Source organism: Microbulbifer agarilyticus S89 (assembly GCF_000220505.1).
Taxonomy (GTDB): Bacteria; Pseudomonadota; Gammaproteobacteria; order Pseudomonadales; family Cellvibrionaceae; genus Microbulbifer; species Microbulbifer agarilyticus_B.
The window spans coordinates 63,281-77,575 of record NZ_AFPJ01000043.1; the positions used below are offsets into that span (position 1 = coordinate 63,281).

Here is a 14,295-nt window from a genome sequence, read left to right on the forward strand (position 1 = left end):
GTCCGGGGATTTTTTTAGGCAATTATCCTAACCCGGGCCCTAAATGGCGTAATGGGTTGTATGAATACCGCTCTAACTGGTTAATTTATCAGCAAGTAGATCATGTTTAAAGAGCCGTCAAACAAAAACCAAAGAATGAGGAAGAATTTGTGACCGAAACTTTGTTTGTGACCGGAACGAATACTGAGGTCGGCAAAACCTACGCTACCGCGGCACTGCTGCACGCGGCGGGGCAGCAGGGGCTGAAAACCGCGGCGGTGAAACCCGTGGCATCCGGCTGTGAGCAGACCGCCGAGGGCCTGCGCAACAGCGATGCGCTGACCCTGATGGAGGCGATGAACCAGGATATGCCCTACGAGCAGGTCAACCCGGTGGCACTGGAGCCGGCCATCGCCCCACATATTGCGGCGATGGAAGCGGGGCGCCGACTGGATGTTTCTCGGCTGGAGGGTATCTGTCGCGGTGTCATGAGCAGCGGCGCTGATCTGGTGCTGATCGAAGGTGCCGGTGGCTGGCGGGTGCCGCTGGCTCCACGTCAGTTCCTGTCGGATCTGCCGCGCGCATTGGAATTGCCGGTTATTCTGGTGGTGAGCATTGAACTGGGGTGTATCAACCATGCGCTGCTGACCGCTGAAGCCATTCGCCGCGACGGTCTGCCGCTGGCGGGCTGGGTGGCAAACTTTGTGCGCGGTCCGCAGGAAGATATGCCGCGCGCGGAGGAAAATCTGATGACCCTGCGGGCAATTCTGCCCGCGCCATGCCTCGGCACCCTGCCGCACGACGAATCGGGCGACTACCGCAATGGCGCCGCCCACCTCGACCTCTCCCCGCTGCTATCTTCTTCCAACTGAGCAAACTGGGTTGATTCCCCCGGCCGGACCGTGGGTCCGGCTTGACTTGGGGGGCCCTTCAGCCTAGATTTCAAACATGCGTTTGAAACAAACGATTGAGTGACTCCGGCCTGCGCATCGCAGAGCCACCCCAGACACACTGAAAAATCGATTCTAAGAGGCGACACCATGGCCGATTACAAGGCGCCACTGCGCGAGATGAACTTCCTGCTGCACGAAGTGTTCGAGGCAGACAAACTGTGGGCGCGCCTGCCCGCGCTGGCGGAAACCGCGGACCGCGAGACCGCCGATGCCATTCTGGAAGAGATGGGCAAGCTGGCCGCGAACACCCTAGACCCGATTAACCGCAGCGGCGACGAAGAAGGCTGCTCCTGGAACGATGGTGTGGTAACCACGCCAAAAGGCTTCCCCGAAGCCTATGCCACCTTCTGTGAAGGCGGCTGGGGTGCGCTGGTGGGTAACCCCGAATTTGGTGGCATGGGCATGCCCAAGATGCTGGGTGCCCAGGTCGAAGAGATGCTGAACTCGGCGAATATCTCCTTCGCCCTGTATCCGGTGCTGACCAACGGCGCGTGCCTGGCGATCGATGCCCACGGCAGCCAGGAGCTGAAAGAAAAGTACCTGCCCAACATGTACGCAGGTACTTGGTCCGGTGCCATGGACCTCACCGAGCCGCACGCCGGTACCGACCTCGGCATTATCCGCACCAAGGCGGAGCCGCAGGCGGATGGCAGCTACTCAATTACCGGCAGCAAGATCTTCATTACCGGCGGCGACCAGGATCTGTCTGAGAACGTGATTCACCTGGTGCTGGCCAAGCTCCCAGATGCGCCGAAAGGACCCAAGGGGATCTCCCTGTTCCTGGTGCCAAAAATTCTGGTGAACGAAGACGGCAGCCTGGGCGAGCGCAATGCGGTCAACTGTGGCTCCATCGAACACAAGATGGGCATCAAGGCCTCCTCCACCTGTGCGATGAACTTCGACGGTGCCAAGGGCTGGCTGGTAGGCGAGCTGAACAAGGGCCTCGCGGCCATGTTCACCATGATGAACTATGAGCGCCTGGGTGTGGGTATCCAGGGCCTGGGTGCTTCCGAGCGCTCCTATCAAAATGCGATCGAATACGCCCGCGACCGCGTGCAGAGCCGCTCTCCTTCCGGTGCCAAGCAGCCGGAGAAGACCGCTGATCCGATCATCGTCCACCCGGACGTACGCCGCATGCTGCTCACTCAGAAAGCCTACATTGGCGGCGCCCGCGCGCTGTCTACCTATGTCGCCAAGTGGCTGGACCTGGCCAAATACGGCGAAGGTGAGGAAAAGCAGCAGGCGGAAGCGATGGTGGCGCTGCTGACCCCGGTGGCCAAGGCCTTCTTTACCGACCGCGGCCTCGACTGCACCGTAATCGGCCAGCAGGTATTTGGCGGCCACGGCTATGTTCGCGAGTGGGGCCAGGAGCAGCTGGTGCGCGATGTACGTATTACCCAGATCTACGAGGGTACTAACGGCATCCAGGCGCTGGACCTGATCGGCCGCAAGACCGTGGCCAACGGTGGCGCCCTGTTTGAGCTGTTTGCCGCCGACGTGCAGCAGTTTATCGACGCCAATGCTGGCAATGCCGACCTGGCGGAGTTCATTCAGCCGCTGGCCGGTGAACTGCAGCGTCTCAAAGGCGCGACCGCAGCGGTTATCGAAGCCTCCAAAACCGATCCGAGCGCCCCGGGCGCGGCCTCTGTGGATTACCTGGATCTGTTTGGTTATGTAGCCTACGCCTTTATGTGGGCCAAGATCGCCAGCGTTGCTCTGGGCAAAGACGAGGATTTCTACCGCTCGCAGGTCAAGACCGCGCGTTTCTACTTCGCGCGTCTGCTGCCGAAGTCCCAGGCCCTGGCTGCCAGTGTGATGGCCGGTAGTGATACCCTGATGGACCTGGAAGAAGAGCTGTTCTGATCTTCCGTCCGCAGTTCAAAAAAGCCCCGCATCCGCGGGGCTTTTTTCATTGCGGCGAATCTCCTACACTCGGGGCAACACAATAAAAATACCGGGTTGCCCATGTCCAAATTTGAGTCCAATCCAGAGCAGGATGCAGACCTTTCGGTGCCACCGAAAAAACTCTCCGACGAAGACCAGGCAAAGGTCGACCGCTATCTGGCCCGGGGCTACAACCGGGTCGAGCGCAAGCCGTTCCGCCCGCTTATGTTGCTCGGCATTATCCTGATTGTATTGACCCTGCTTTCTCTGCTCAGCCTGTTTATTGCGGGCACCAAGGGTGTTGTGTGAGGCGGGGAGCGCTTACCAGGCGCCGGGTTTGAAATAGGAGTTTAAGGCTATGGCGGAAGCCGAAGAATTTATCCCACTGCAATTTGCGCAACTTGATGACGCGACCAAGGCCGCGCGGGCCAAAGCATTTTATGAGCAGATGCGGCAGCGACGCTCGGTGCGCGATTTTTCCAGTGCGCCGGTACCGCGTGCGGTGATTGCAGACGCGGTGCGTACCGCCGGCAGTGCACCCAGCGGGGCCAATATGCAGCCCTGGCACTTCTGCGTGGTGGAGTCAGCAGCGGTAAAAAAAGAAATCCGCATTGCGGCGGAAGCGGAGGAACGCGAGTTTTACGAACGGCGCGCGTCGGAAGAGTGGCTCGATGCGCTGGCCCCATTGGGCACCGACGCGAATAAACCTTTTCTGGAAACAGCGCCCTACCTGATCGTGATCTTCCTGAAGAAATTTTCCCAGAATGAAGCGGGCGAGCAGCTGAAGAATTACTACACCGCGGAGTCCGTAGGAATCGCTACCGGTATGCTGCTGGCGGCATTGCACAACGCCGGCGTCGCCACTTTGACCCACACCCCGAGCCCGATGAAGTTTCTCAACCAGATCCTCGGCCGCCCCAGTGACGAGCGCCCTTATATGATCGTGGTGGCGGGCCTGCCGGAAGAGGGCGCCGAAGTGCCGGCGATCCACAAAAAGCCGCTCGAGGAAATCGCCGAGTTTATCTAGCGCACCCGAAAGTATCGGCTCAATAAATTTAGCCTGTCTCGCCCAGTTGCTCGATCAGCTGCCACTCCCTTGCAGTGACCGGCTGAATGGAAAGCCGGCCCTGCTTCACCAGTACCATCTCCTCCAGCGCCGGGTTTTGCTTGATGTCTTTTAATGGCACCGGCTGGGCGAAGGCGCTTTGCCAGCGGATATCCACGCAGTACCAGCGCGGCTGCTCTGCGGTTGCCTTGGGGTCGAAGTATTTACTCTCCGGGTCAAACTGGGCCGGATCTGGATAGGCGCCACGCGCCACACTGGCGGTGCCGACAATGGCCGGGACCTTGCAGGCGCTGTGGTAGAACAGCACGCCGTCGCCTTCCTGCACCGCGTCGCGCAGGAAGTTGCGCGCCTGGTAGTTGCGGATGCCATCCCAGCGGCCTGTATGACCAGGTTCTCGCTTCAGGTCATCCAGGCTATATTCGTCCGGTTCCGACTTAAACAGCCAGTAATTCATCACTAATCCCCAATTCTGCGCGATTTCTGCGGCAACCTGTCAGATTGCTGCGGTTGGTGGTATACCGTTCAGCGCTCGTGTCATTTAGGCTATTTTCCCAGATTGGCGCAATACGTGCGCACTTTTGGAGAAATATGGGTACATCTGTTTTTAACTGGCTTTCCGACAAGCTGGCCACTGAGCGTCACCAGTACTGGGCGCTGCAGTGGAGCGGCTGGGCGGGCTATACGCTGCTGACGTTTATCGGCGGCTTCTTCTGGGTGGAGAATCATCTGCTCTATAGCGGCTACCTCGCCGTGGCCACCGCATCGGGTATTGCCCTGTCCGAAGGCATGCGTCGTGGTTTCCAGCGCTTGTGGGACAAGCCACCGGCTACACGCCTGATTGGCTCTCTCGCGGTGATCATCCTGGCGGCGGCGCTTTGGGCGGCGATCAAGTTTGGCGGCAACCTGTGGCTGTACGGCAAGGAGAGCGACGAGCACCCACTGGTGATGTCGGTCTACTGGTTCTCCTACTCGTTCCTGATCTACATGACCTGGACCGCTCTCTACTACGGCATTAAGTACTATCAGACATCCCTGCAGCAGCAGGAGAAGGCGCTGAAGGCGGAATCCATCGCGCATCAGTCACAGCTCAAGATGCTGCGCTATCAGCTGAACCCGCACTTCCTGTTCAATACCCTGAATGCGATTTCCACCTTAATCCTGGATCAGGATGGCAAGACTGCCAACAGCATGGTGACCCGCCTGTCGCAGTTCCTGCGCCACTCGCTGGATAACGACCCTATGCAAAAGGTGACGTTGGCGAAGGAAGTCGAGGCGCTGATGTTGTACCTCGACATTGAAAAGGTGCGCTTCGCCGACCGCCTGCAGATCAATATCGATCTGGAAGGCGACGCACCCCGCGCACTGGTGCCGAGCTTGTTGCTGCAACCGGTTGTGGAAAACGCGATCAAGTACGGTATTTCCCAGCGCGAATGGGGCGGGGAGATCACCATCAAGGCGCGGGTGTTTGCCGGTGAGCTGCTGATCGAGGTCAGCGACAATGGCCCGGGCGTGCCCGAGAAGGAACTCGCAGGGTTGGGGCAGGGTGCCGGTGTGGGTATTCGCAATACCTGTGAGCGCTTGCGTGCGCTCTATGGTGACGAGCAGAAGACCCGCTTCTGCAACCGCCCGCAAGGCGGCCTGAGTGTGCATTTGCGCATTCCGTTTGAACAGGAATAACCGGATTATCTGGAGAGGGCGTACTGGTGAGCAGCGATATTCTGAAAGTCATCATTGTGGACGATGAACCCCTGGCCCGGCGCGGTTTGCGCCTGCGCCTGGAAAACCTCGGCGGCATAGAAGTGGTGGCCGAGTGTGGCAATGGCCGCGAGGCGCGCGAACAGATCCTGGCACTGAAGCCGGACGTCGCGTTTCTGGATATCCAGATGCCTGGGGTGAGTGGCCTCGATTTGGTGCAGCTGTTACCGGCCGACGATATGCCACAAATTGTATTTGTCACGGCCTACGATCAATACGCGGTGGAAGCGTTTGAGGTGAATGCGGTCGACTACGTATTGAAGCCTATCGAAGAAGATCGCCTGGCGATGGCGTTGCAGCGGGTGCGGGAGAAACGCGGTAGTGAAAATCTCGTGGCCCAGCGCGAGCAATTGCTGGAGGCGGTTGCAGACCTGACTCACGAATCCCCGGAGGCGCTGGAAGAAAAACTGGCGGCGGGCGAGCTGGGTGGCAGCCGCTACCCGGAAAAAATCGCGATCAAGGATTCCGGAAAAATTACCCTGGTGCCCGCGCGGGATATCGACTGGATCGACGCCGCCGGGGATTACATGTGCGTGCACGCCAATGGCGAAACACACGTTATGCGCATCACCATGAAGGAGCTGGAACAGCAGCTGGACCCCAAAGTGTTCCAGCGTATTCACCGCTCGACCATCGTCAACCTGAAGCGGGTGCGCGAGATATGTGCGCACATCAACGGTGAGTACCACCTGGTGCTCAATAATGGCGAGCGACTCAAGATGAGCCGCAGCTACAAGACCAAGGTTCAGCACTTTATCTAACCGGTTGGCCTCGATGCGCGGGACTGCGTGCGGGGCAGTACTGCACTGAGTCGCACTGACCCGCACTGAGTCGTGCTAAAAGGAAAAATAATCTCGTTTTCTGTGTCATGGGAGACTAAAACTCCCTGCTAACGCGAACTTCCTGCTTTGGAGGCCCCATGGCGACAGAAAACAGCCCGCAACCGCAGAGCCCGAGCGGTGCGCAAATCTCGATGGGTCAGCGCCCGCTGCTGCGGGCACTGGCGGAAAACTGGTGGGTGGCACTGGTGCGCGGCTTGCTCGCCATTGTGTTCGGTGTGCTTACCTTTGTCTGGCCCGGTATATCCCTTCTCAGCCTCGTTCTTCTCTTTGGAGCCTACACTTTGGTGGATGGCGTTGTGGCCCTGTACGGAGCCATTAAGGGGCGAGGCTCCGCGGAGCGCTCATCCCTGTGGTGGCTGCTGTTTGTGGGGCTTACGGGCATCGCCGCGGGTATCATCACCTTTGTGTATCCGCAGGTCACCGCCCTGGTACTGGTGATCTTTATCGGCGCCTGGGCGCTGGTACGTGGGATCTTTGAGATTGTGGGGGCCATCCGCCTGCGCAAGGAGATTGATCACGAGTGGCTGCTGATACTGGCGGGTGTGCTGTCGGTGATTGTTGGATTATTCCTGCTGATCAAGCCCGGGGCGGGCGCGCTGGCACTGCTGTGGCTTATCGGTGGCTATGCCATCGCATTCGGTATCATTCTGGTGTGGTTGGCCTTCCGCCTGAAGAAGGTTGGCACGCAATCCGCATGAGCTTACCCGAGCCCCCAACAGCCCGGGGGCTCGGGGCCATTCGCTAGGGACAAGCTCTCGGCCCGTGCTTGAAACTGCAGGGGCCCGCGTGCACACTGTGGGTGACTTTTGACGTGTAGTAGTGATGCTTAAGTCGTTTTCGGTGTGTATCAGGCAAGAACAAATATAACGAGCCGAACATGAGCGAAGCGCTAATCATTCTCGATCCAGCAGCAGAAAAAAGCCTGCAGCAGCAAATCCGCGAAAAGCTAATCCAGGGCATTCTGTCCGGGAGTATTCCTGCAAGCCATAAAATGCCCTCTTCGCGCCGTATGGCCGAGCAGTTGGGGGTGGCGCGCAACACCGTGGTGCTCGCCTATCAGCAACTGGTGGACGACGGCTTTCTGGTAACCCGCGAGCGCAGCGGCTTCTATGTCAGTGATACCCTTTCCCAGCAGGGGGTAATCAGCCACGGCGCCGGTGAGCCCCAGCGGGATGACGTTGATCGCAGTTTCTGGCGCACGCACTGTAATGCGGTCTCGGTAAGCCGTCGCGCGCTCAAGGCCCGCCCGGCCAACTGGCTGCAATACCCCTTTCCCTTTGTCAGCAACGAATATGACCCGCGCCTGTATCCGGGGCCGGAGTGGCGTGAGTGCACGCGGGATATTTTTACTGCGCGCGAAGTGGCCCAGTGGGCAACCCTGGGCAACAACGAAGATGATCGTCATCTGGTGGAGCAAATCTGCACGCGCTTGCTGCCGCGTCGGGGTATTTATGTGGAGCCCGGGCAGATCTTGCTGACCTGTGGCATGGAGCAGGCCTGCCATTTGCTGGGCGAGCTGTTACTGGGGGACCAGCGCAAACTTGCCCTGGTGCAACCGGTTGCGGGTGAGACCGGCGAAATTTTTCGTCGCACCGGTGCGCAGATGTTGCCCCTGGTGCAGGACGCCGATGGCCCCCTGCTCGACCAGAACCTGAAACAGGCCGACTGCATCTACCTGCAGCCCAATGTGCACAACCCCACGGCGGTGACCTGTAGTCTGGAGCGTCGCCGCTTGTTGCTGAAGCAGGCGCGGGAGCAGGGCGCGGTGGTGATTGAGAACGACTGCGACCACGACTTCTGCTATCACGGTAACCCGTTGCCACCGCTGAAAGGTATGGATGGCGGCAGCTCGGTCATCTACCTCTATCAGTTCCCCAAAATTATCGATCCGGGTATGCAGCTGGCCTTTGTCGTCGCGCCCAAGCCGGTGATCCAGCGCTTGCGTGCATTGCGCTACACCCTGCGCGAGCGCGTACCCGCTCTCAACCAGCGGTTACTGGCAAAATTCGTGGCCGCCGGGCATCTTGACGCGGCCCTATTTAAAATCACCCAGCAGTTAAAAGAGCGGTGGACCGCGCTGGGCGAAGCTCTGATGTATCACCTGCCGAAACTGAAGGTCCGGCGTGCAAGCTGCGGTACCGCCTGCTGGCTGGAACTGCCACCGCATATCGACGGCGCACAGCTGCAAATTAGCGCGGAGAAGAACGGCCTGTTATTGGAGGCTGTCGGTGATGGCCGCGCGGTGCGGCTGGGTTTCTCTGCTATCGATGCAGACAAAATTGAAGGTGGTGTGCGGGTACTCGCACAGCTGATCAATGGCGAACTGCAGGCAGAAGAAGAATCGCTGGCGAATACTGCGGGCAGGCGCTTGAGTGCCAGCGACCTCCAACGGGAAATGCCCGGGGCGATTTTTCTCGGCACCAATACCCTGGGTGAATCCTATCGCATCGAGTTGAAACCCGACGGCACCATGCTGGGTTACTCGCGCAATGATGTAGAAATGGATGAGACGGATACCGGGCGCTGGTGGCTCGATGGCGACCAGTGGGTGCGTCAGTGGCGCAGTTGGTCGTACGGGCGCAAGGCAAGCTTCCACGTGGTCACCGATGGCCACCGTATCAAGTGGTTTAGCCAGTGTGGAAAACTGATTGATACGGCGGTTATTGCCAACGAGTAACTGGGTCGACCAAGGTGGTTAACCCAGTTTTGACGAGCCGAGTGGTGGTTAGCCCGGCTGGCTTGAATGGTCCAGCCGGCTTGCGGCGGGAATGGCGATCAGGCAGATGCCCAGAATGACCGTGGCCAGGATAATCAGCTGCGCGTAGCCACCACCAGCGGTGATGAAGTACCCGGCAAATAATGGCCCGCAGGCGAGCCCTAGCTTGGATGCAAACCCTGCAAAGGCTCCCATCTGGCCCGCACTGTCAAAGCGCGAGGCAATGGTCAGGAAATAAGGTACGCAGAACGCCCAGGTAATGCCCGTAACCACGTTGGCGACAATAAACATCGCGCGCACATCACTGAGCAAGAACAGCAGTAACCCGACCAGCGTAATTACCAATGCCGCCGCCAGCGGCTTCGCCAGCGGATATTTTTGCCCGGTCACTGCGGCAAGTAGGGCACCGCTGATGGCGATCAGGTTGGCCCAGAACAGCGTCTGGCTGATAAACCCAAGCGGCAGTGCATAGGTTTTCCCCAGGTCAAAAATAAACGCGAACAGGGCCATATTGGCGAATTGAAAGCAGAACAGCGCAAGCAAGGTAATTGCGATGGGGAAATACGCGCGTGCGGTCCTGGGCGATTGGGGGTGCGACTCGACTGAGGCTTTGGTTGCGCTTTCGCGCGGCAAAGGATAGTCCGCGATAAGCGGCAGCATCAGCAGGGTAATTACGCTAAATGTGATCAGGGCATAGAAGGGCACGTAGGTGCCGTGCTCCACCACCAGCGCCGGCAGGAATCCCATGCCAATGGCACCACCGGTGTATTGCACCAGCAGCACCATGCTGTAGCTGCGGCCCGCAATGCCGCTGCGGGCAATGACCGCAAACCCCAGACCGACCAGTGCACCGCCGAGAATGCCATGCACCAGGCGCAATGGAATCAACAGATCCAAGTTGGCCAGCTGGATGGTCAACACATCCATTCCGATCGAGCAGCACAACAGGATCACCGCCGCACGTTTCCAGCGCGGGATATGGCGAATCAGCCAGGAAACCCCAAATGCTCCAATAACCGCACCGATGGTGTTGGCAAAGGTAATTTGCCCCGCCTGCTCCGCACTCAGTCCCGCACCGGCCATCAAGGCGTCCACGATGACCGGAAAGATGTTGACGTAGTAGAGCCCCGCTGAGGACAGGAATGCGAGAAATACACTCGCCACCCAACCGTTGCTCGCGAACCGGCCACTGGCCATTCCGAGTTGCGCTGCGCTGCTGTCTGGCAGCACGCCGCCGCCACTGTCGGAAGCGTCAGTTACTGCGCTGTTTACTGGATCTTGCATGCCTGCTCCGGTGCGTCATTGTTGTTATGGGTGTATGTCTATCTGCCTGCATTGCTGTCGCAGTCAGGCCCCGGATCAAAACTAACTTATTACATCGCTATCCATAGTGCCAGATTGGCCCTGTCGTTAGAGCCAAAAGCCGCATTTCCGGGGTAAACGGGCTTTGGACTCATCCCATGCGGCCATCTGGCCCTATAGCGGCAGTGCCACATACGCCAGTATGGCCCCAGGCAATATGAACAAGACTGCACAACCAGGAATCGGTGTGATGAGTAGCAAACCCAATACGTTCGGGATAGCCGCGCTGCAACTGAAGCTTGAAGAAACAGATAATCTGGAGCTGCTGCTGCAGAAAATCCAGCGTACCAAGCTGCGCTACCCGTGGGTAAAAATGGTTGTGTTGAGCGAGCTGGCGCTGCGCGGCGTCGGTGCCCAGCACGCCCGCGAGCTGCCCTCCGCAGAGGAAGAGGCATTCTGTCGCGCCGCCCGTGAATTAGGCATCTGGCTGATCCCGGGTTCCATGTATGAAAAGTGCGGCAGCGCTGTATTCAATACCACACCAGTAATTAACCCGGCGGGTGAAGTGATTGCCCGCTACCGCAAGATGTACCCCTTCCTCCCCTATGAAAAAGGCGTGACCGCTGGCGACCAGTTTGTGGTGTTTGATGTGCCGGAAGTCGGCTGTTTCGGTGTGTCGATCTGCTATGACATGTGGTTCCCGGAAACCACCCGCGCCATGGTATGGCTGGGCGCAGAGGTGATTATTCACCCCACCAAAACCGACACCATCGACCGCAAGGATGAGCTCTCCATTGTGCGCGCCAGCGCAACCATGAACCAGTGTTACATCGTCGATGTGAACTCCGCGGGCACCCAGGGTGTGGGCCGTTCCATCATCGTCGGCCCGGAAGGCGAGACGCTACATGAGGCCTCGGTAGAGGAGGAAGTCATCGCCTTCGAAATTGACCTGGACAAAGTTACCGGGGTACGCGAGCGCGGCATGAAGGGCCTTGGTCAGACATTAAAGAGTTTTCGCGATGGCCGCGTGCACTATCCTCAGTATGAGGTGGGTGCAGTGTCACCTGCGCTGCAGCGCCTCGGCGAGCTAAAGGTACCGGATTGAGTGCCGGACTGAGACGGGCGCGCGCGACACATGAATCGAATCCATTCTCACAGGATGCGTAAAAACTGGACCAGTCGTTATAGACTAACTGGCACTAGGTTGGGGTCAGGGTCCGGAGTTAAAAAATAACCACAACAAAAGCCGGCGCTGTTTGGCCAGCAAAAACAATTCAAAGAGAGTTCCAAACCTAGCAGAGGGCACCATGAAACATACAATCAAGCAGAGGTTTACCAAATCCACGCTGGCCAGTGCGGTCGCGGCCGTATCTGCGGGTACGTTATTTGCGGTTCCGCAAATTTCCGTGGCGCAGGATGCTGAAGCGGTGGAAGAAATCATCGTTACCGCAACCCGTCGCGCGCAGAGCGTGCAGGACATTCCCTACAATATTTCTGCGGTTGCCGGTGATGAGCTGGAAGCAAGCCAGATCACCGATGCTGCAGAGATGATGCGTGGCGTTCCCGGCTTGACCGTTGTGGATCGCGGCTACCGCAACTCGGGTACCGTCAATGGTGTGATGATTCGTGGTGTGAATGTCGATAGCGGTTCCAATGGTGACGTTCCGCTTTCGGCGGTACCTACCGTTGCGACCTATGTGGACGATACCCCGCTGTACGCCAACTTCGTGCTGAAAGACATCGAGCGCGTGGAAGTATTGCGTGGACCTCAGGGCACCCTGTATGGATCCGGCTCCCTGGCGGGCACCGTGCGCTACATCATGAACAAGCCGAAGCTCGGCGAGTTTGAAGCAACCGTGGGCAGCAGTTTCAGCCAGACCGAAGGTTCCGACGGCTTTAACATGAATAGCGACGCGCTGATCAATGTACCGCTTGGGGACAATGTGGCACTGCGTGCAAACGTGGGCATGATCGATAACGACGGCATCGTCGACTACACCAATGTGTATGAACTCGATGCACAGGGCGCGCCTGTCGCCGCCGGCGGTGATATCGCCAACGGTGCGCCGGTATTCCGCAGCGTGGAAGACGCAGATACGGTGGAAATTAGTTACGCCCGCGCGGCACTGCTGATTGAACCGAATGACCAGTTGAGCGTACAGCTCTCGCATCAGATGCAGAGCGATGAAATTGGCGGGCGCCGCCAGGTTACCCGCGGCACCAATTGGGTCAGTGGTGAAGAAGAGTTTTACGATGACTATGAAAACGGTGCGGTAACCCTCGAGCCCTCCGAGCGCGACGTCTCCCTGACTTCGCTGGAAATCTCCCTGGATATGGGCTTCGCCACCTTCACCTCCAGTACTTCCAGCTACTCTCACGACGGCATTGCCATCAGTGATAACTCCGGCTTCTACGCACAGAACGGCTGGTTCGCGAACTACTACGGCGGTTCCCCGCGTCCGCTGGCACAGGCCGAGCGCTTCTACGATGACAGCGCACTGGTGCAGGAAATTCGCCTGGTTTCCAATGGTGACAATGCAGTCGATTGGGTAGCCGGTTTCTTCTATATGGATCAGGACAGCAAGGCCGGGCAGAACAGCTATATGCCGGGTTGGGCAGCCTGGGCAGCAGAAGCACCATCTCAATGGTTAGTCGCGGATTCCGTTAAAGGGGATTTTGAATTCTATGGCGGCAATGTTCAGGATCAGGACTTCTACTTCCGCCGTAACCAGAAGTTTACCGATGTGGCTATTTTCGGTGAGACCACGTTTAACTTCTCCGACACCCTGCGTATGACCCTGGGCCTGCGCCACTTTGACAACAAGCTAACAAATGATTCGGTACTGCAGCTGCCGATCTGGCCGGAGCCTGAAGAAGATACTCGCGCGAGTTTCACCACCGAGGATGACGATACCTTGCTCAAGGCTAACCTGTCCTGGGATATGAGCGAGAGCACCATGCTTTACGCAACCGTCTCCGAGGGCTATCGCCGCGGTGGCGCCAATGCGGTGCCGCTGATGGGGAACTTTGCCGAGAACCCAGCGTATCTGGAATATGGCGCAGACCAGGTTTTGAACTACGAACTGGGTGTTAAGGGCACGACAGATGCAATGCGCTATACCGTGTCCCTGTTCCGCATGGACTGGACCGACCCCCAGCTCAATACCGCCACTACTAACTGGGGCTTTTTCGCCGCGGTTAATGGCGATGAAGCGCGCACCCAGGGCCTCGAAGTGGAGCTGAATGGCGACCTGAGCGAAAGCATTGGCTATACCTTCGGTTATGCATTTGTCGATGCTGAGCTGACCAGCGATTTCTACCAGCCCAGCGGTAACTGGCAGGGCAGCGGAGACTTAGGTGAGTTTATGGTTGCCGAGTCCGGCACCACGCTGCCCGGCACTGCCGAGCACACCATGTCACTCTCTCTGGATCACACCACCACGGTGGCGACGGATCTGACCCTGGTATCGCGCCTGAGCGGTTACTACCAGTCGGAAACCACCAACGCCATTGGTAGCGGTCGGACCTTTACCGAGTTTGATGGGTTCCAACTGTGGAATGCGAGTAGCACGCTGGTGGCCAACGACTGGGATGTCACGCTGTTTGCGAAGAATCTCTTCAATGAAGATGGCGTAACCGGTGCCCTGACCGAAGCACACATGGGCACGGACCCGGCCGAAAACTTCTATGGTAATGCGTCAAAAGACTACATCAGTCTGCCACGCACCCTGGGGGTTTCCGGGCGCTATCACTTCTAAGCCTCATCGTTGTCTCACCGTGTGACACTTAGCCGGCCTC

General features: G+C 58.4%; 12 protein-coding genes. 10 read left to right on the forward strand and 2 right to left on the reverse strand.

Annotated features, from left to right (window positions below; translation table 11 throughout):
* Window positions 1-149 precede the first annotated feature (149 nt).
* From bioD to AS89_RS0113930, 4 genes are all read left to right on the forward strand, one after another.
* The gene (gene bioD, locus AS89_RS0113915; RefSeq protein ID WP_010133310.1) at window positions 150-851 is read left to right on the forward strand and encodes a dethiobiotin synthase; all 702 of its coding nucleotides are present in this window, start codon (window positions 150-152) and stop codon (window positions 849-851) included.
* Between the two features lie 168 nt (window positions 852-1,019).
* Entirely contained in the window at window positions 1,020-2,795 is a 1,776-nt protein-coding gene (locus AS89_RS0113920; protein WP_010133312.1) for an acyl-CoA dehydrogenase C-terminal domain-containing protein, read from the forward strand.
* Between the two features lie 102 nt (window positions 2,796-2,897).
* On the forward strand, window positions 2,898-3,125 hold the full coding sequence (locus AS89_RS0113925) for a DUF3094 family protein (protein WP_010133314.1): 228 nt from the start codon (window positions 2,898-2,900) through the stop codon (window positions 3,123-3,125).
* Window positions 3,126-3,174: 49 nt separating this feature from the next.
* On the forward strand, window positions 3,175-3,843 hold the full coding sequence (locus AS89_RS0113930) for a nitroreductase family protein (RefSeq protein ID WP_010133315.1): 669 nt from the start codon (window positions 3,175-3,177) through the stop codon (window positions 3,841-3,843).
* Window positions 3,844-3,871: 28 nt separating this feature from the next.
* Here AS89_RS0113930 and AS89_RS0113935 read toward each other — a convergent pair whose 3' ends face one another.
* On the reverse strand, window positions 3,872-4,336 hold the full coding sequence (locus AS89_RS0113935; RefSeq protein ID WP_010133316.1) for an EVE domain-containing protein: 465 nt from the start codon (window positions 4,334-4,336) through the stop codon (window positions 3,872-3,874).
* Between the two features lie 134 nt (window positions 4,337-4,470).
* On the opposite strand from AS89_RS0113935, the gene AS89_RS0113940 reads away from it, so the two are divergent.
* The 4 genes from AS89_RS0113940 (at window position 4,471) to AS89_RS0113955 (ending at window position 9,156) form a co-directional block, all read left to right on the forward strand.
* A complete protein-coding gene (locus AS89_RS0113940; RefSeq protein WP_010133317.1) occupies window positions 4,471-5,559 on the forward strand; it encodes a sensor histidine kinase in 1,089 nt (362 codons plus the stop codon).
* Between the two features lie 26 nt (window positions 5,560-5,585).
* Window positions 5,586-6,398: a LytR/AlgR family response regulator transcription factor gene (locus AS89_RS0113945; RefSeq protein ID WP_010133318.1), complete on the forward strand. Its 813-nt coding sequence runs from the start codon at window positions 5,586-5,588 to the stop codon at window positions 6,396-6,398.
* Between the two features lie 158 nt (window positions 6,399-6,556).
* On the forward strand, window positions 6,557-7,177 hold the full coding sequence (locus tag AS89_RS0113950) for an HdeD family acid-resistance protein (RefSeq protein ID WP_010133319.1): 621 nt from the start codon (window positions 6,557-6,559) through the stop codon (window positions 7,175-7,177).
* 179 nt (window positions 7,178-7,356) lie between these two features.
* Window positions 7,357-9,156 carry an aminotransferase-like domain-containing protein gene (locus AS89_RS0113955; RefSeq protein WP_010133320.1) on the forward strand — a complete coding sequence of 600 codons (1,800 nt, stop codon included), beginning with the start codon at window positions 7,357-7,359 and terminating at the stop codon, window positions 9,154-9,156.
* Window positions 9,157-9,204: 48 nt separating this feature from the next.
* Here the strand turns inward: AS89_RS0113955 and AS89_RS0113960 are convergent, their stop codons facing one another.
* Window positions 9,205-10,479 (reverse strand): MFS transporter, encoded by a 1,275-nt coding sequence (locus tag AS89_RS0113960; protein ID WP_010133321.1) that lies wholly within the window; start codon window positions 10,477-10,479, stop codon window positions 9,205-9,207.
* 268 nt (window positions 10,480-10,747) lie between these two features.
* Here AS89_RS0113960 and AS89_RS0113965 point away from each other — a divergent pair, with 268 nt between their 5' ends.
* Both AS89_RS0113965 and AS89_RS0113970 read left to right on the forward strand, forming a co-directional pair.
* Complete coding sequence (locus AS89_RS0113965) at window positions 10,748-11,602, forward strand: carbon-nitrogen hydrolase family protein (protein ID WP_010133323.1); 855 nt, start codon at window positions 10,748-10,750, stop codon at window positions 11,600-11,602.
* A 202-nt stretch (window positions 11,603-11,804) separates the two neighbouring features.
* Entirely contained in the window at window positions 11,805-14,255 is a 2,451-nt protein-coding gene (locus AS89_RS0113970) for a TonB-dependent receptor (protein WP_010133324.1), read from the forward strand.
* Window positions 14,256-14,295: the final 40 nt, after the last annotated feature.